The following is a 17,750-nucleotide window of genomic DNA, read 5'->3' as shown; positions in this document are numbered from 1 at the left end:
CGCGCAGGCTGCCCGTTTCATGAATGGGGGCTGAATCGTGATGCTTGATCTGGTGATTATACCCGTGAGCGGCTGTCGGAAACTGTCATGAACAGTGCGCCGCGTTTCGATCCTTTTCCGCCCAGTTCTCAACCGGATGTCCTTTCTCAAGCGGCCCGAAGCGCATTGCGCAAAGCGGCGCCGAGCGAGGAGGCGGGCACGGCACCGATCAGCGCCTCCATCGAGATTCTGCGCGACGCGGGTCTGATGCTGGAAGACGGTGCTGCCTCCCCCCTGCGCACCGCCCATGCGCTGATGCAGATCGGCGCGGCCAATCTTAGCGTGGGGCGTTTGTGGGAAGGCCACGTTAACGCGCTGCGCCTGATCCGGCTCTACGGCAGTCCGGCACAGGCAGAACACGCAAAACAGGTGATCAAAGACGGCGGACTGTTGGGGGTCTGGGGGGCCGATGGCGGCACGCCTGCAAAGGCCGAGGGCAGTGTGTTGCAAGGTGAGAAGATCTTCGCCTCTGGTCTCGGCACCGTCACCCACGCGCTTATCTCGCTCAATTCCGGCCCCAAGGTGCAGCTTGCGCTGATTGATGTGACTGACCCGAGACGGGGCGATGCCACACAATGGGACATGCTGGGGATGCGGGCCACGGCCTCGGGGACGTATAATTTCTCCGGGCTGCCCTTGGGCGAAGAGGCCCGGATCGGTGCCCCGGGTGACTACCTGAAAGAGCCGCATTTCATCGGCGGGGTCTGGCGGATCGCGGCGCTTCAGGCTGGCGCGGCCGCGGGGTTGATCGATGCGGCGGCCAGCGCCCTGCGCGATATAGACCGGCTTGAGGCCGAAGCCCAATTGGCGCGACTGATGCAGGTCTTGATGCGGGTCTGGGCCGGGATGGCACTGGTCGAACGCGCAGGCGAGGCCAACGTGGGCGACCACGAGGAAGAGACCATCGTCGGCACCTCCATCGCGGCGCGGCTCTACACCGAGGAAGTCGCCCTCGACACGATCAAAGCGGTTGAGCAAAGCCTCGGCCTGCGGCATTTCACGGCCTCTTCCGAGACTGGCCGCATGGCGCGGGACCTGTCGGTCTACCTGCGCCAAGCAGCGCGGGACGCTTTTCTGCAACGCGCCGCAGGCCACGCGCTTTCCAGTGAAAAAGCGGCTTGGGGTGTCTTTGGATGAGCCGTAGCGCGCCCCTTGCCGATGCCCTGTCTGGCCGCGAAAAGATCGTGGTCTTGGCGCCCCATCCCGACGATGAAACACTCGGCTGCGGCGGCCTTTTGGCCCGTGCCTTTGCAGGCGCCGGGGCGCATGTTGTCTGCGTGACCGATGGCAGCGCCAGCCACCCCGCCTCTCGCGACTGGCCCCCGGTGCGATTGGCCGAAACGCGCCGCGGCGAGTTGATTGAGGCGCTTGAAATTCTCGGCGGCGGCACGGCGGACCTGACGTGGCTCGGCCACCCTGACAGCCGTTTGCATGAGGTTTCCGCCGCCGACATCCTGCCCGCGCTGACAGCGCTGATCGACGGCCAAGCCGCGCGGCACGTCTTTGTTCCCGCCCGCGAAGACAAACATTGCGATCATCAGACAACCGCAAAACTGGCCGAGGCGTTGCGGGCGCAGCGGCCCGATCTGCATTTCCACAGCTACCCGGTCTGGAGCCGTTTTGACGATCCGAACTTCACAGCGAACACCGCAGGCTACGGCCCCCTCACCCTCGACACCGCCACCTACCGTGGGGCCAAAACCGCCGCGATCCGGGCGCATCGCAGTCAGCTTGGGCAGGTCGTGCAAGACGACCCCCAAGGGTTTGTCCTGCCCGATGCGATGATCGACCTGTTCGCGCAACAAGAAGAGATTTTCTGGAGGATGCCGTGATGGGCGTGGGGTTGGATCACCTTCAAGGTCTCTATGCCGAGACGAGCGATCCTTGGGGGTTTAAGCATAGCGCCTATGAGCAGGCCAAATTCGCGGCGACGCGGGCGGCGCTTGCGCAAGATGGCTACCGCTCGGCCTTTGAGGTGGGCTGCGGCAATGGGCAATTGGCGCGGCACCTGATTGACCTTTGCGCGCGTTATACCGGGATGGACGCCGTGGCCAGCGCCCTCATCGCCGCGCGGCAAGCGGTGCCTGAGGGGCGGTTCATTCAAGGGTTCTATCCCGGCCCCCTGCCCGAGGGTGACTTTGATCTGCTGATCCTGTCAGAGGTGCTTTATTTTCTGGATCATCCGGGGCTGGAGCATCTGGCCTCCGACATCGCGACCCGTTGGCCGCAGGCCGAGATCATCTGTGTGACTTGGCGCGGGGACACCGGGAACCCGCTTCAGGGAGAAGAGGCGCTCAAGGGCTTTGCACGTGCGCTCAGCACCCATGAATTCACCTGCGTGAGTGAGACCGAGAACTACCGCATCGACCGCGCGTTTCCGGGGGAGCGGGCATGAGTTTCGAGCGCTGGAAAGACACCGCAATCATCATCCCCGCCCGGAATGAGGCGAAGCGGATCGGCGCCTGCCTGAGCGCTCTTGCCCCGCAGTGCAATGACCGTATCCGCGTGATCCTTGTGGTGAACAACACCGACGACGACACCGCCAAGATTGCCACGCTTGCGGCGGCGCGACATGGCATCGACCTTTCTGTGCTCGACCTCACCTTTCCGCCCGGCATGGGGGTCGGAGCGGCGCGGCGGAAGGGCGGCGCCGTGGCCATGGAACAGATGCCCCATCTGCGCCAGATCCTGACCACCGATGCCGATTGCCGCGTCAGCCCCGATTGGGTCGCCCGCAGCATTCAACACCTGCACCGCTACGATGCCCTTTGTGGCAGAGTGACGCTGAACCCCGAAGAAGCCGCCTGTTTGGCGGGGCAAGACCCCGGCCTAGAGGCCAATGAGTCCGCCTATCGCCGCTTGGTGCTGGAACTCTACGCCCGCCATGCCCCCAACTGCGCCGATCTGCAAAACAGCCACGGCGAAGCACCGGGGGCCAGCCTTGGCTTTACCCGCGCGGCCTATGAGGCCGTCGGCGGCTTCGCCCCGATCCCCTGCGGCGAGGACCGCGCGATCATCCGCGCCGCGCGGGCGGCGGGCCTTCGGGTGCATCACGCGGATGACATCTGGGTCGAAGCCTCTTGCAGGCTTGTCGGACGGGCGGCGGGCGGAATGGCGGATACCCTGCGTATTCGGCTGGCCGGAACGAAATATTTGGCCGACGACTGTTTGCCGAATGCAGCGACCCTTCTTGATCAGGTGCAGCGCGGCACTTTGGGGTGCTGGCCCGCACAGGTTCCGCAACCGCAGCGCGTCCCGGTCCGAGAACTGCCTGCGCATATCGCGAAGCTGCGCGCCTTTCTAAACCTGCCAGAGGGAGAGGAAGCAACCGCGTCGCCCGGTCAGGCGCCAGCCAATTGCTGGAGGGGCGAGAACTTTCCCGCTCAGGTCGCAGAAACATCGGAACCCCGCACCGCCGGGGCTGTTGAACTTTCATAGGGTCGGGCGATTACCGCCCCCTCTGGAGCGGCCATCTGTGCCCGCCACATATTAGCAAGAAATCCTCTCGATTATTTCCGGGGGCGCTGTGGAGAAAGATCATGACAGACAAAGAACTTGGCAAAGGCGGTGAACCCCGCCAGCAAACCACGGACCGTGAAAAGACGATGACGACCGCGCAGGGCGGTCCGATCGCGGATGATCAAAACTCGCTCAAAGCAGGCCCGCGCGGCCCGGTCTTGATGGAAGACCACGTTTTTCGCGAAAAGATGTTCCATTTCGATCACGAGCGCATTCCAGAGCGTGTCGTTCACGCCCGCGGCTACGGGGTGCATGGGCATTTCGAACTCAAAGAAGCGATCCCCGAACTTTCTGCCGCTGATATTTTCCAGCGCGTCGGCGAAAAGACCCCGACCTTCACCCGTTTCTCAACCGTCGCGGGCAACAAAGGGTCCTTTGATCTGGCCCGTGACGTGCGCGGCTTTGCCACGAAGTTCTACACCAAAGAGGGCAATTGGGACTTGGTCGGCAACAACATCCCCGTGTTCTTCATCCAAGACGCGATCAAGTTCCCCGACCTCATCCACTCCGTCAAACCGGCCCCTGACCGCGGCTTCCCACAGGCGCAATCGGCGCATGACAACTTCTGGGATTTCGTGTCGCTCTCTCCCGAGGCGACCCACATGACGCTGTGGCAGATGTCCGACCGGGCGATCCCACGCTCCTTCCGCTTCATGGAAGGCTTTGGCGTCCACACCTTCCGGCTGGTCAATGCCGAGGGCAAATCCCATTACGTCAAGTTCCACTGGAAGCCCAAGCAAGGTGTGCAATCGGTGGTCTGGAACGAGGCGCTCAAGATCAACGGCGCGGACCCGGATTTCCACCGCCGCGACATGTGGGATGCCATCGACGCGGGCGATTACCCGCAGTGGGATCTGGGCATTCAGGTCTTTGACGACGAATTCGCCGACAATTTTGAGTTCGACATACTCGACGCGACCAAGTTGATCCCCGAAGAACAGGTGCCGGTGCGCATCATTGGCACGCTGACGTTGGATGCCAACGTCGACAACTTCTTTGCCGAGACCGAGCAGGTGGCCTTTTGCACCCATAACATCGTGCGCGGGATCGACCACACTAACGATCCGCTGCTACAGGGGCGGAACTTTTCATACCTGGACACACAGATCAAACGCCTCGGGGGGCCGAACTTTACCCATATCCCGATCAACGCGCCGAAATGCCCGTTCCACCATTTCCAGCAAGACGGCCATATGGCGATGCACAACCCCAAGGGCCGCGTGAACTATGAGCCCAACAGTTGGGGCGACGATGGCGGCCCGCGTGAAAACCCGGAGATTGGGTTCAAAAGCTACGCGGAAGAGGTCGGTGGCACCAAACAGCGCGTGCGCTCTGAGACATTCGCCGACCACTACAGCCAAGCGCGGCAGTTCTACATCAGCCAGACAGAGATCGAACAGCAGCATATCGCGGCGGCCTATACGTTCGAACTGTCGAAATGTCAGGAAGAGCGCATTCGCCTGCGGATGCTGTCGCATCTGATGAACGTGCATGACGATCTGGCCAAACAAGTGGCCGAAGGTCTTGGCGTGACCGAGATGCCGGAACCGGCCACACCCGCCCGGACCCCGATCACCGATCTGCCGCCATCAGATGCGCTCAGCATTCTGAAAAACCCGCCGAACACTTTCGCGGGCCGCAAGCTGGGTCTGTTCCTGACGGAGGGCGCCGATGCGTCGATCGTGGAAGCCTTGGAGAAAACGTTCGCCGACGAGGGCGCGATGGTCGCGATCGTGACGCCGCATATCCAAGGGGTCACCCTGTCAGATGGCAGCACCCGCGCGGCGGATGAAAAGATCGACGGCGGGCCGTCGGTGGTCTTTGATGCGGTGGCCTTGGTCTTTGGCGACGAAAAGGCTGACAAGATCGCCAAGAACAAACCCTCGCAGGATTTCGTCTCGGACGCCTTTGCGCATAACAAATTCATCGCGTGGACCAAAGCCGCCGATCCGCTGCTCAATGCCGCCGGCGTTGAGAAGGACGAGGGCACGGTGGAGGTCTCTGCCGAGAATGCGGGTGACTTCCTTCAGTCCTGCCGCAAGCTGCGGTTATGGCAGCGCGAAGAAAAGCTGAACTGGGAATAAGAAATCAAAGGCCGGGGCGAAATGCTCCGGCCTTTTTCTAGCGCCGATGCACCTGTGAGGATGGTGAAATCGCGTTCGCCGTGTCCTGCAACCGCGGCAGAATTTCGGCCCTGATCCGCTCGCGCGTCCAGGTGTGAGCCGAGACCGAACATTGCACCGCCGCAAAGGCGCGCCCGTCGGGGCCGGTGATCGGGCAGGCCACACCGATCTCTGACAGAATCATCTGATCGCTTGAAATCGCATGGCCATGTTGGACGGCCTCATTGATGCTGTTGCGGATCGTGGCGCGGTCCATCGTGGTGCGCGCGGTAAAGGGCTTGAGCGGCCAAGTCTCAATCGCCTCTTCCCGGTCTTCGGGCGAGAAGGTCGAGATGATCGCCCGCCCCGCCGATGTCGAAAGCGCAGGCAGCCGCCGCCCGATCACCGTCGCCGCGAAGTAGGTCCGTTGGCAGGGCAAGCGGCTGACGTAGATGATATGGTCCTTGGAAAGCTCGGCCAGATTCACCGTCTCACCGATCTCTTGGCTGAGGTCGATCAGCTTGGGAATCGCCTGCCCGACCAGTTGATCTGACCAGTAATAAGCATAGGCCAGTTCGAGCCATGCATGGGAGGGGCGATAGCGCCGGGTGGCCGGATCCTTCTCCAACATGCCTTCGATATGCAGCGTATTCGCAAGGCGTTGCACGGCACTTTTGTCCAGCCCGCTGCGCGCGGCCAGCTCTACCAGTGACAATTCCGTATGCGATTCATCAAAAGCGCGGAGCAGTCGCAGCCCCTTGGCAAGTGATCCCACATAGAGCGTATTTTGCTTCTTTTCCAATCACCTACCCCTGAAACCGGCCCAATTGTTCAAACCGGGGCTTGACGTATGCCAAGCTCATTGCGTTTACTAATCGTATAGCGATATCAAGTATTATTATATGATACGCTTCGCAAGTCAAAAACGATACGGAACTAAATTCGTAAACCAACAGGGGAGTTGACCATGAAATCCACGGTCCTGAAATCTACCATCACCGGCCTTATCCTTGCCGCCGCCACGGGTGCGGCTTGGGCGGACAAGGCAGACGACACGCTGAACGTCGCCTTCACCAAAGAGCTTGAGAACGTCGACAGCTACTTCAACTCATCGCGCGAAGGCGTTGTGCTGCAGCGCGCCGTCTGGGACGGGTTGATCTACCGCGATCCGGTCAGCAACGAATACATGGGCAACCTCGCCACCGAATGGGAATGGATCGACGACACGACCATCGAATTCAAACTGCGCGAAGGTGTGAAATTCCACGACGGGTCGGACTTCACCGCCGATGACGTGGTGTTCACCGTCAACTACGTGGCCGATGAGGCCAACGGCGTGAAAACACAGCGCAACGTGAACTGGATGAAATCGGCCGAGAAGATCGACGATTACACCGTGCGGATCATGCTGAAAGAGAAATTCCCAGCGGCCATCGAATTCCTGTCCGGCCCCGTGTCGATGTACCCCAGCGACTACTACGAAGAAGCTGGCCCCGAAGGCATGGGCCTCAAACCCGTCGGAACCGGCCCCTACAAAGTGACCGAAGTCGTCCCCGGCCAGCACTTCAAGCTGGAAGCCTATGAAGGTTACCATGACAGCCCCAAAGGCAAGCCCAGCATCAAAAACGTCGACATCCGCACCATCCCGGATGTGAACACCCAGATGGCGGAACTGTTCAGCGGGTCGCTCGACCTGATCTGGCAGGTGCCTTCGGACCAAGCCGAGAAACTGGCCGAGCGGGATGAGTTTCAGGTCTCCAACGAATCCACCATGCGCGTCGGTTATCTGACGTTGGATGCGGCGGGCCGTTCGGAAGACAGCCCCTTCACCGACATCCGTGTGCGCAAAGCGGTGAACTATGCGATCAACCGTCAGGAACTGGTTGATGCGTTGCTCAAGGGCAAGTCTAAAGTCGTCTACACCCCCTGCTTCCCCAGCCAGTTCGGCTGCGATGAAGAGGCCGCGGTCGAGTATGAGTACAACCCCGAAAAAGCCAAGGAACTGCTGGCCGAAGCGGGCTATGAAGATGGTCTGACCATCGACTTCTACGCCTACCGTGACCGCGAATATGCCGAAGCGATCTCAAGCTATCTGAACGCTGTGGGCATCGATACCAACTTCAAAATGCTGCAGTATTCCGCCCTGCGCGAGCAGAACATGAAGGGCGAAACCGCCGTGTCGTTCCAGACATGGGGCAGCTATTCGATCAACGACGCCTCCGCCATGGTCAGCCAGTTCTTCAAGCATGGCTCGCTCGACTATGCGATGGACGATGAGACGCTGGAATACCTCAACACAGCCGACAGCTCGACCGACCCAGAGGTCCGCAAAGAGAACTACTCCAAAGCGATCGAACGCATCACCGAGGAAGCCTATTGGGCGCCGATGTTCTCCTACAACACCAACTACGTGACCACCAATGAGGTGGAATACACGCCCACAGCCGACGAAGTTCTGCGCTTCACCACGGCCAGCTGGAAGTAAACCAATCTGCAGGGGCGCCGTGATCGGTGCCCCTGCGCTTGCTTTTTCCGCACCCCACCCAGACCCACGCGGCAGGCCATCCGCCTGCGGCGCAGCCTCAAGGTAGTTGCACCCGTGCTTCAATTCATTCTCAAACGATTGGGACTGGCCCTTCTCGTGGCCTTCACCGTGTCGTTTATCAGCTTTAGCCTGCTGTTCCTGTCGGGCGACCCTGCCGCAGCACTTGCGGGCGAAACCGCCAGTGGCGAAGATGTCGAGGCCCTGCGCCGCCTTTACGGTTTTGACCGTCCGATGCTGGTGCAATATGGCGAATGGCTGTTCTCGGCCATGCAGGGCGATTTTGGCGAGAGCTACTATTTCCGCCTGCCGGTTGCCTCGCTCATTGCCGACCGTCTCAGTGTTACCATGATACTGGGCGTCTGCGGCATCACCTTCGCGCTGCTGACTGCCGTGCCGCTTGGCGTGGTCGCCGCGATCCGCCCCAATTCGATCATCGACCGTGTGGCGCTGTTCATCTCGGTCGCTGGGCAAGCGATGCCCAGCTTTTGGTTCGGTTTGATCCTGATTGTTGTCTTTGCCATCCAACTGGGCTGGCTACCGCCATCGGGCACCGAGACTTGGCGTCATTTCATTCTACCGACCATCGTGCTGGGCTATTACGCGATGCCCGCCATCATGCGCTTGACGCGCGCCGGGATGCTGGATGTTCTGAACTCCGACTATATCCGCACCGCGCGGGCCAAGGGGGCCAATGAACGCCGCGTGCTGTTCCGCCATGCGCTGCGCAACGCGATCATCCCGGTGGTGAGCCTTGCCGCCGTGCAGATGGGCTTCATGCTGGGCGGCTCCATCGTGGTTGAATCGATCTTTGCCCTGCATGGCGCGGGCTATCTGGCGTGGGAAAGCATCGCGCGGAATGACCTGCCCACCGTACAGGCGCTGATCCTGATTTTCTCGATGTTCTACATCGTTTTCACCTTCCTCGCAGACGTGCTCAACGCATGGCTCGACCCCCGCATGAGGAGCAGCTGACATGATCACCGCTGGTACACATGACAGCCTTTTGGACGAAATCACCGGCCCGACCCCCGGCCAGATGCTGCGCAAGCGCGTCTTTGGGCACCAAGGTCTGCTGATCGGGGCGATCGTTCTGATCATCCTCACGATCATCGCGATCCTCGCCCCATGGATCGCACCCCATGACCCCTATGCCCAAAGCCTGATGACCCGGATGGAGCCGCCTGTGTTCCTTGGCGGCGATTGGGAGCATCCCTTGGGCACCGACCACCTTGGCCGCGATTACCTGTCACGCTTGATCTATGGCGCACGGATATCGCTGTTGATCGGGGCCGTGGCGGCGCTGATCTCTGGCGTGATCGGAACGGCCATGGGCGTGGCTGCGGGCTACTTCGGTGGCAAGGTTGATGCGGTCGTGACCTTCCTCATCAACGTGCGTCTGGCGATGCCCGTGGTGCTGGTGGCCCTCGCGGTCGTCGCAATCCTCGGCGGCTCGCTACAGGTCGTGATCGGCGTTCTGGGTCTGCTGCTCTGGGACCGTTTCGCCGTGGTGATGCGCGCCTCGACCATGCAGGTGCGGCGGCGCGAATACGTGGCGGCGGCACAGGTCATCGGTGCCTCGACCCCGCGCATCTTGCTATCCGAGATCATGCCGAACATCGCCAACAACTTGATCGTCGTCGTGACGCTGGAAATGGCCCATGCGATCTTGCTCGAAGCGGCGCTGTCCTTCCTCGGCCTTGGGGTGCAACCCCCGACGCCAAGCTGGGGGCTTATGGTCTCTGAAGGTAAGAACATGATGTTGTTCGAGCCGTGGCTCGTGCTGATCCCCGGCGCTGTCCTTTTCGTGCTGGTGCTGGCGATCAACCTGATGGGTGACGGCCTGCGCGACGTGACCGCCCCCGAAAACCGGAGCTGACCCATGACAGAACCTCTTTTGAGTGTCCGCAATCTGCGGCTCGACATTCCCACGGGCGGCGGCACCCTGCATGCGGTGCGTGGGATCGACTTTGATCTTAACCGTGGCGAGACCCTGTGTATCGTTGGCGAAAGCGGGTCGGGCAAATCGCTCACCTCGCTCGCGCTGATGGGGCTCTTGGGCAAATCCATCAAGCGAAACGCGGATCGGATGACCTTTGATGGCACCGAGTTGACCACCGCCAGCCAAGGCCAGATGCGCAAGCTGCGCGGCGCGCGGATGGCGATGATCTTTCAAGAGCCGATGACCTCGCTGAACCCCGCCTATACGATCGGGGATCAGCTGGCCGAGGCGCTGCTGTTGCACCGCAAGGTCAGCCGCCAACAGGCGCGGGACCGGGCGATTGAACTGCTGGAGAAAGTCGGCATCACCGCCGCAGAGAGCCGTCTTTCGCAGTATCCGCACCAGCTCTCGGGCGGTCTGCGCCAGCGTGTGATGATCGCCATGGCGCTGATGTGCGAGCCAGAACTAATCATCGCGGATGAGCCGACAACCGCGCTTGATGTGACCATCCAAGCACAGATCCTGCGGCTGCTGCACGATCTGGGGCGCGAGATGAACATGGCGGTGATCTTGATTACCCATGACCTCGGTGTCGTGGCCCGCGTGGCCGACAAGGTCGCGGTGATGTACGCGGGCGAGTTGGTCGAGACCGGCCCGGTGGGCGACATCTTCAACGCGCCTTCGCATCCCTATACCCGCGGATTGCTGCGCTGCATCCCCCTGCCCGGCAAGACCGACCGCGGCGCGAAACTGGGGACCATTCCGGGCATCGTGCCCTCGCTGGTGGGCGAAGTCGAAGGCTGCGTCTTCCGCACCCGTTGCCCGCATGCGGTTGCCGAATGCCGGGGCGAGATCCCGAAAAGAGAGGAGGGCAACCACGCCTTCCGCTGCATTTTCCCCGATGGCAAGCGCCATTCTGAGAAGGAGCTGACCGTATGAAGGACAGCGTAAACACCCCCCCGGTGCTGGAGCTTTCGGGCGTCAGCAAAACCTACCGGGTGAAACAGGGCATGTTCGGCAAGGTCAAACCGCTGACAGCCGTGAACGACGTATCGCTGCAACTGGGCAAAGGCGAAGTGCTGGGACTGGTCGGTGAATCCGGTTGCGGGAAATCCACCCTCGCCAAGATCCTTTTGGGGCTGGAGCAACCCACTGCCGGTCACGTCAAAATCGACGGCGAAGAGATCACGCAGCAGGGCCGTCTGGCGCTGGCCCGGCGCATCCAGCCGATCTTTCAGGACCCTTATTCCTCGCTCAACCCACGCAAAAGCATCTATGACGTGATCTCTCTGCCGCTGCGGGTACATGGCATCGGGGATGAGGCCAGCCGCAAGAAGAAGGTCAAAGAAATCCTCGACGTTGTCGGCCTGCCGCAGCGCGTGATGAACACCTACCCCAGCCAAATGTCCGGTGGCCAACGGCAGCGTGTGGCGATTGCCCGCGCGCTGATCATGAAGCCCGAGGTGGTGATCTGCGACGAGCCGACCTCGGCGCTGGATGTGTCGGTGCAGAGCCAAATTCTCAACCTTCTGGGCGAGCTGCGCGAAGAATTCGGCCTGACCTACCTTTTCATCAGCCACGACCTCGCGGTGGTCGAACACCTCGCGACCCGCGTGGCGGTGATGTATCTGGGCGAGATCGTGGAGCAGAACTCGGTCGCCGGGCTTTTTGACGCCCCGCGTCACCCCTACACTAAGGCCTTGCTGAAATCCGTACTGACGCCAGAGCCGGGCTTGGGCGTGCCGGACACGCAGCTTGGCATGGCCTACCCCAACCCCATCGCGCCGCCGCCGGGCTGCCATTTCCACCCGCGCTGCCCGCGCGCGACGGACCTGTGCAAGCAAAAGGCGCCGCGCCACATCCCGATCCCGGAGGGCTATGTAGCCTGCCATCTGCACGATCCGGAAACCCCCATGTACGAGCAGGAGTAATCCCATGTCATTGAACCTGTCGCACAGCAGTCAAACCCGCAAAACCGTCATCGAAACCGAACACGGCGTCGTCGCCGCACAGCACCGTCTGGCAGCACTTGCGGGGGCCGAGGTGCTGGCGGCAGGGGGCGACGCGGTAGACGCAGCCGTGGCCACCTCATTTGTCATCGGGGTGCTGGAGCCATGGATGAGCGGCCCTGCCGGGGGCGGGGCAATGATGCTTTGGCGCGCTAAAGAAGGTCAGGCCCATGCGCTAAACCACGGTATGCGCAGCCCCGGCGCGCTTAACCCGGCGAACTATCCACTCAGCGGGCGCGGTAAGGCGGGCGATCTTTTTCCGTGGGAGCATGTCGAAGGTGACCGCAACGTGCAGGGTGCGACGGCCATCGCAGTGCCGGGTGTGGTCGATGGGCTGGGCCAAGCGCACGCGCGCTTTGGCAAGATGCCTTGGGGCGAACTGCTGTCGCCCGCGATTGACCACGCCCGCAAGGGGCTGACGGTGGATTGGTATGCCGCACTCGTCATTGCCTCGTGCACGCGCGAATTGGCCAAAGATGCGGATGCTGCGGCGGTTTTCCTCGAAGATGGGCAATGGCCAACGATCAGCGGTTGGACCGCGCTGGCCGAAAAGCGGCTGGATCAATCGCGCATGGCCGACAGCCTTGATCAGATCGCGCGCCATGGGGCGCGGACGCTCTATGACGGTGACCTTGGCGCGGCCATGGCGAAGGATGTCCAGGACAAGGGCGGCAGCCTCTCGCGCGAAGACCTGCAAGCCTACCGGGCCGAGTTCCACGCCCCGCTCGATTTCGCCTACCGCGACGCGCGGTTCCATGTGGTGCCGGGGCTGACCGCTGGCCCGACCTTCCGCGATACCTTTGCCTCGCTGGAAACCGAAGACCTCGGCAGCGCTCCCGGCCCCGACAGCTATGCCGCGATGGCTGCGGCGCTAAAGGGCGCTTATGCGCGGCGGCTCGGATCGATGGGCGACACCGGCGAAAGCCCCGAGGCCCCGGGCTGCACCACGCATTTCTCGGTCGTCGACCGTCACGGCAATATGGTGGCGCAAACCCAGACACTGCTGTCGATCTTCGGCTCGCGGGTCGTCTCGCCGTCGACCGGGTTTTTGATGAACAACGGCATCATGTGGTTCGATCCCGTTCAGGGCCGCCCAAACTCGCTCGGCCCGGACAAACGCTGCTTGATGAACGTCTGCCCGGTGGTCGGCGAACAGGGTGACAAACGCTTTGCCTTTGGGGCCTCCGGCGGGCGCAAGATCCTCGGCGCGGTGGCGCAACTGTCGTCCTTCGTCACCGATTTCGACATGTCGTTGGAGGAAAGCTTCCACGCGCCCCGGATCGACGCTTCGGACGCGAACCAACTCATCGCCGACGAAGACCTGCCGCGCGATGTGCTGGACCGTCTGCGCGAAGACAGCACCGTTGCCGAGACCAAACGCACGATCTTTCCCTACGCCTTTGCCTGCCCCGCAGGTGTAATGCGCGACGCGGGACGCAATTCCGGCTGCACCGAGATCATGTCGCCCTGGGGCGACGCCGTTTCCGAAGATATGACAAAGGACCTTTAAGCATGACCCGCGACAGCGCGATCCAAGCGATCACGACCTATTTCGACGACGGCACATTCCAATCCGAATTGGGCACCCTCGTCTCTTACGAGACCGAAAGCCAGAACCCCGACCAAGCGCCTGAACTCATGCGCTACCTGACCGAGACGATGAAGCCGCGCCTGACCGCGATGGGCTTTACCTGTTCGCTGCACGACAACCCCGACCCACGCGGCGGGCCGCTTTTGGTCGGTGAGCGCCGCGAGGGCGACGATCTGCCGACCGTGCTGACCTATGGCCATGGCGACGTGATCCGCGCCCAAACCGACCAGTGGCGCGAGGGGCTGCATCCCTTCAAACTGGTTGAGGAAGGCGACAAGCTGTATGGCCGTGGCACCGCCGACAACAAAGGCCAACACCTGATCAATATCGCGGCGCTGGAAGCCGTGCTGAAGACCCGCGGCAAGCTGGGGTTCAACTGCCGCATCGTGATCGAGATGAGCGAAGAGACCGGCAGCGCGGGCTTGCCAGAGTTCTTTACCGAACATCGCGAGAAGCTGACGGCGGATGTGTTGATCGCCTCGGACGGACCGCGCCTGCAACCCGATGTGCCGACCATGTTCATGGGCTCGCGCGGCGGGGTCTCTTTCGATCTGATCATCGACAAACGCGACGGGGCGCATCACTCGGGCAATTGGGGTGGCTTGCTTGCCGATCCGGCGATGATCTTGGCCCAAGCGCTGGCGACCATCACCGACAAACGCGGGCAAATCCAGATCGCTGAATGGCGCCCTGACAGTCTGACACCTTCGGTCCGCGACGCGCTGAAAGACCTGCCGATCGAAAGCGATGATGGCCCCGCCATCGACACCGACTGGGGCGAAGAAGACCTGTCCCCGGTCGAGCGCGCCTATGGCTGGAACAGCTTTGCCATTCTCGCGATGAAAAGCGGCGTCCCCGAAGCGCCGGTCAACGCGATCTCGGCCCATGCCACCGCCACTTGCCAATTGCGCTATGTGGTCGGCACCGATCCCGAAGACATCCTGCCCGCGCTGCGGCGTCACCTTGATAAACACGGGTTCGAGGAGGTGCGGATCGAGCCGCATGACCGTGGCTTCTTCCGCGCGACGCGGCTGGATGCGGATCACCCTTGGGTGAAGTTCGTGGCGGCCTCCCTCACGAAAAGCGCCGGAAAAGCGCCACATATCCTGCCGAACCTTGCAGGCTCCCTGCCCAACGACAGTTTCAGCGATATTCTGGGTCTGCCGACGGTCTGGGTGCCGCATTCCTATCGCAGCTGTTCGCAGCACGCGCCGGATGAACATGTGCTGAAACCCGTCTGCCGCGATGCGCTGCGGGTGATGGCGGGCGTGTTCTGGGACCTGGGCGACGGCAATACACCGCCGCGTGCCGCGTGAGAACAAACGGGCGGGGGCAACCGGCCCCTGCCCGACTTACAGCGCAGCCCGGATGCAATTTTCCAGCGCATCTTGGCTGAGGGCGCAGGGGTTTGCCCGCATGGAGGAAGACGCCGCCGCTTCCTGCGCAGTCTCTACAAGGTCGGTCCCTTCGGGGATCCAGCGGTTCAGACGCTCCAGCCCCCAATCGTCAAGCAGGGCCGAGAGGGCGGTGAATGTGCCGGTCTCAGGCAGATCAAAACCCTCTGCCAGCCATGTCTGCACTTCTGAAAACCGCCGGGAGGCACCGAGCACATCACTATTGGCGGCCAGCACCGGCCCCAGCAGACGCCCACAAATCAACCCATGCGGCGCGCCAAACTGCCCGCCGATCACACCGGCCAGCCCATGCACAGCGCCGAGGCCCGCATTCGCCAGCGCCAAACCGCCCGACAGGCTGACATAGGCCATCGCGTCCCGCGCGGCAGGGTCTTCGCCCGCCGCCAGACGTTTGAGCGCGGCAATCCCCTGCGGAATCGCGGCACGGCAGAGCGCATCGCTGAGCGGGTTGGCTTTGCTTGAAAGATAGGGCTCGATCACCTGCACCAACGCATCAAGGCCCGACCCCAACGTGACGCCGCGCGGCGCGCCATCCGTCAGCGCAGGATCGACCAAGGCCAAACGCGGCAGCATTCGGTCGTCGCGCAGGCTGACTTTTCGCGCGGCGTCTGGCACGGCGATGACGGCGTTTTTTGTCACCTCGGCCCCGGTGCCTGCGGTGGTGGGGATCGCGATCATCGGCAGCGGGTCGGCTTGCAACGGCTTGCCCGCGCCCACGACTTCGAGATGTTCCATCACGTCGCAATCCGACGGGATCAGCGCCGCTGCGGCTTTGGCAAGGTCGATGACCGCCCCTCCGCCGACGCCCAGCACCACCTGCGCTCCGCGCCCTGCCAGAGCGGCAGAGCGGACATCCTCGACCGAGGGTTCGCCGCTGCTGCGGACCTCGGTCACGTCACATCCAGCCGCCGTCAGGTAACGGCTGAGCTCATCGACCCAAGCGACGGATCCACCGCGTAAAATCAGCACCCGGCGGCCAAAGCTGAGCGCGGCGTCGACGGCTTCTGAAGCGGTCCCACGGCCAAAGCGGATGCGCCCAGCGGTGGCGAAACCAAAGGCTGCGATCCCCTCCATCAGAATTGCAACGTGGCGTTTACAGCGCGCTTCCATGCACCGTATTTCTCATCCCGCGTCGCCGCATCCATCTCCATTTCAAACCGCCGATCAAGCGCCCATTCGCGGGCAAAGCCTTCCATGTCCGGATAGATGCCCGCCCGCTGCCCCGCCAACCATGCCGCTCCAAGCGCCGTGGTTTCCAGCACATCAGGACGGTCGACCGAGGCGCCGATCACGTCGGACAGGAACTGCATCGCCCAGTCACTGGCGCTCATCCCGCCGTCGACACGCAGGGTGGCGATCTCGCCCGCCTGCCCCTGTGCGGCCCAATCCGCCTGCATCGCCTCCAGCAAATCGCGGGTCTGGTAGCCGACGCTTTCCAGCGCCGCGCGGGCCAGTTCCGCGGGGCCGGAGTTGCGCGTCAGCCCATAGATCGCGCCGCGACACTCCGCGTTCCAGTAAGGCGCACCGAGGCCGACGAAGGCGGGCACCAGCACCACATTCTGATGCGGATCGGCCTGTTCGGCCAGTGCTTGAGTCTCGCTCGCCTCGCGGATCATCTTAAGCCCGTCGCGCAGCCATTGCACCACGGCACCAGCGACGAAAATCGACCCTTCGAGCGCATAGGTTGGCTTGCCGTCGAGTTGATAGGCAATGGTGGTCAGCAGGCGATTGGTTGAAGTCACCGCCGTTTCGCCCGTATTCAGCAGCGCAAAACAGCCCGTGCCATAGGTCGACTTCATCATGCCCGGTTGGAAGCAAGCCTGCCCGATGGTCGCCGCCTGCTGGTCGCCTGCCACACCAAGGATCGGAATCTCGCGGCCAAACAGATCGGGACGGGTCATGCCGAAATCGGCGGCGCAGTCTTTGACCTCGGGCAGCATCTCGACGGGAATGTCGAACATCTTGCAGATCGTCGTGCTCCATCGGCCCTTGTGAATGTCATAAAGCATGGTGCGCGCGGCGTTGGTGGCATCAGTCACATGGCGCGCGCCGCCTGTGAGCTTCCAGATCAGGTAGCTGTCGACCGTGCCGAAAAGCAACTCGCCCGCCTGTGCGCGGTCGCGCGCCCCGTCGACGTTATCCAAAATCCACTTCAGCTTGGTGCCGGAGAAATAAGGATCGGCCAGCAGGCCCGTGCGTTCGGTGATGATCTTGTCGTCACCACTCTCGCGCAGCGCGCGGCAGAAATCGGCAGTGCGGCGGTCTTGCCAAACGATGGCGTTATAGACTGGCTGGCCGGTCTTGGCGTCCCAGACCAGCGTCGTCTCACGTTGGTTGGTGATGCCGATGGCGGTGATGTCATCGGGGCGCAGGCCTGCTTTTTCGATCACCGCGCGGCAGGTGCCCGCAGTGGTGGACCACAGATCGCCGGGATCATGCTCAACCCAGCCGGAACGGGGGAAATGCTGCGGAAACTCTTCTTGGGCGGTGGCCGTCACGGCCATGTTGCCGTCAAAAAGGATCGCCCGCGAGGATGTGGTTCCTTGATCAATGGCGAGGATATGGGTCATGGCGCAGCCCCCGGTTGTCTT

The 17,750-nt window shown here is 62.4% G+C and carries 15 protein-coding genes; 12 read left to right on the top strand and 3 right to left on the bottom strand.

All coding sequences use genetic code 11. From position 1 onward, the window contains the following. The first annotated feature begins 87 nt into the window (after positions 1–87). The 5 genes from B5M07_RS16865 to B5M07_RS16845 all read left to right on the top strand — a co-directional run bounded on the left by B5M07_RS16865 (position 88) and on the right by B5M07_RS16845 (position 5,642). Complete coding sequence (locus B5M07_RS16865) at positions 88–1,176, top strand: acyl-CoA dehydrogenase (RefSeq protein ID WP_120352360.1); 1,089 nt, start codon at positions 88–90, stop codon at positions 1,174–1,176. Continuing rightward, entirely contained in the window at positions 1,173–1,871 is a 699-nt protein-coding gene (locus tag B5M07_RS16860; RefSeq protein WP_120352359.1) for a PIG-L deacetylase family protein, read from the top strand. Before B5M07_RS16865 ends, B5M07_RS16860 begins: the two co-directional genes overlap by 4 nt. Then, positions 1,871–2,434, top strand: a complete 564-nt coding sequence (locus tag B5M07_RS16855; protein WP_120352358.1) for a class I SAM-dependent methyltransferase — start codon at positions 1,871–1,873, stop codon at positions 2,432–2,434. Before B5M07_RS16860 ends, B5M07_RS16855 begins: the two co-directional genes overlap by 1 nt. After that, on the top strand, positions 2,431–3,477 hold the full coding sequence (locus B5M07_RS16850; protein ID WP_120352357.1) for a glycosyltransferase: 1,047 nt from the start codon (positions 2,431–2,433) through the stop codon (positions 3,475–3,477). Before B5M07_RS16855 ends, B5M07_RS16850 begins: the two co-directional genes overlap by 4 nt. A 101-nt stretch (positions 3,478–3,578) precedes the next feature. Next, positions 3,579–5,642, top strand: coding sequence for a catalase (locus B5M07_RS16845; RefSeq protein ID WP_120352356.1), 2,064 nt, complete (start codon positions 3,579–3,581; stop codon positions 5,640–5,642). A gap of 37 nt (positions 5,643–5,679) precedes the next feature. Here B5M07_RS16845 and B5M07_RS16840 read toward each other — a convergent pair whose 3' ends face one another. After that, positions 5,680–6,462 carry an IclR family transcriptional regulator gene (locus B5M07_RS16840; protein ID WP_067936249.1) on the bottom strand — a complete coding sequence of 261 codons (783 nt, stop codon included), beginning with the start codon at positions 6,460–6,462 and terminating at the stop codon, positions 5,680–5,682. 165 nt (positions 6,463–6,627) lie between these two features. Here B5M07_RS16840 and B5M07_RS16835 point away from each other — a divergent pair, with 165 nt between their 5' ends. The 7 genes from B5M07_RS16835 to B5M07_RS16805 all read left to right on the top strand — a co-directional run bounded on the left by B5M07_RS16835 (position 6,628) and on the right by B5M07_RS16805 (position 15,060). Then, the gene (locus B5M07_RS16835; RefSeq protein WP_120352355.1) at positions 6,628–8,145 is read left to right on the top strand and encodes an ABC transporter substrate-binding protein; all 1,518 of its coding nucleotides are present in this window, start codon (positions 6,628–6,630) and stop codon (positions 8,143–8,145) included. Between the two features lie 114 nt (positions 8,146–8,259). Further along, positions 8,260–9,177, top strand: a complete 918-nt coding sequence (locus tag B5M07_RS16830) for an ABC transporter permease (protein WP_120352354.1) — start codon at positions 8,260–8,262, stop codon at positions 9,175–9,177. Between the two features lies 1 nt (position 9,178). Continuing rightward, positions 9,179–10,081 carry an ABC transporter permease gene (locus B5M07_RS16825; protein WP_120352353.1) on the top strand — a complete coding sequence of 301 codons (903 nt, stop codon included), beginning with the start codon at positions 9,179–9,181 and terminating at the stop codon, positions 10,079–10,081. Positions 10,082–10,084: 3 nt separating this feature from the next. Next, entirely contained in the window at positions 10,085–11,083 is a 999-nt protein-coding gene (locus tag B5M07_RS16820; RefSeq protein ID WP_120352352.1) for an ABC transporter ATP-binding protein, read from the top strand. Then, positions 11,080–12,075 (top strand): ABC transporter ATP-binding protein, encoded by a 996-nt coding sequence (locus B5M07_RS16815; protein WP_120352351.1) that lies wholly within the window; start codon positions 11,080–11,082, stop codon positions 12,073–12,075. The genes B5M07_RS16820 and B5M07_RS16815 overlap by 4 nt, the downstream gene beginning before the upstream one ends. A gap of 4 nt (positions 12,076–12,079) precedes the next feature. Further along, complete coding sequence (locus B5M07_RS16810; RefSeq protein ID WP_120352350.1) at positions 12,080–13,663, top strand: gamma-glutamyltransferase; 1,584 nt, start codon at positions 12,080–12,082, stop codon at positions 13,661–13,663. Positions 13,664–13,665: 2 nt separating this feature from the next. After that, on the top strand, positions 13,666–15,060 hold the full coding sequence (locus B5M07_RS16805) for a M20 family metallopeptidase (protein ID WP_120352349.1): 1,395 nt from the start codon (positions 13,666–13,668) through the stop codon (positions 15,058–15,060). Between the two features lie 36 nt (positions 15,061–15,096). Here B5M07_RS16805 and B5M07_RS16800 read toward each other — a convergent pair whose 3' ends face one another. Continuing rightward, complete coding sequence (locus tag B5M07_RS16800) at positions 15,097–16,269, bottom strand: iron-containing alcohol dehydrogenase (RefSeq protein WP_120352451.1); 1,173 nt, start codon at positions 16,267–16,269, stop codon at positions 15,097–15,099. Continuing rightward, positions 16,233–17,729, bottom strand: coding sequence for a glycerol kinase GlpK (glpK, locus tag B5M07_RS16795; RefSeq protein ID WP_120352348.1), 1,497 nt, complete (start codon positions 17,727–17,729; stop codon positions 16,233–16,235). The genes B5M07_RS16800 and glpK overlap by 37 nt, the downstream gene beginning before the upstream one ends. Positions 17,730–17,750 lie beyond the last annotated feature (21 nt).

It is taken from the genome of Sulfitobacter sp. D7 (assembly GCF_003611275.1).
Lineage (GTDB): Bacteria > Pseudomonadota > Alphaproteobacteria > Rhodobacterales > Rhodobacteraceae > Sulfitobacter > Sulfitobacter profundi.
This window is presented reverse-complemented; position numbering and strand designations above follow the sequence as displayed.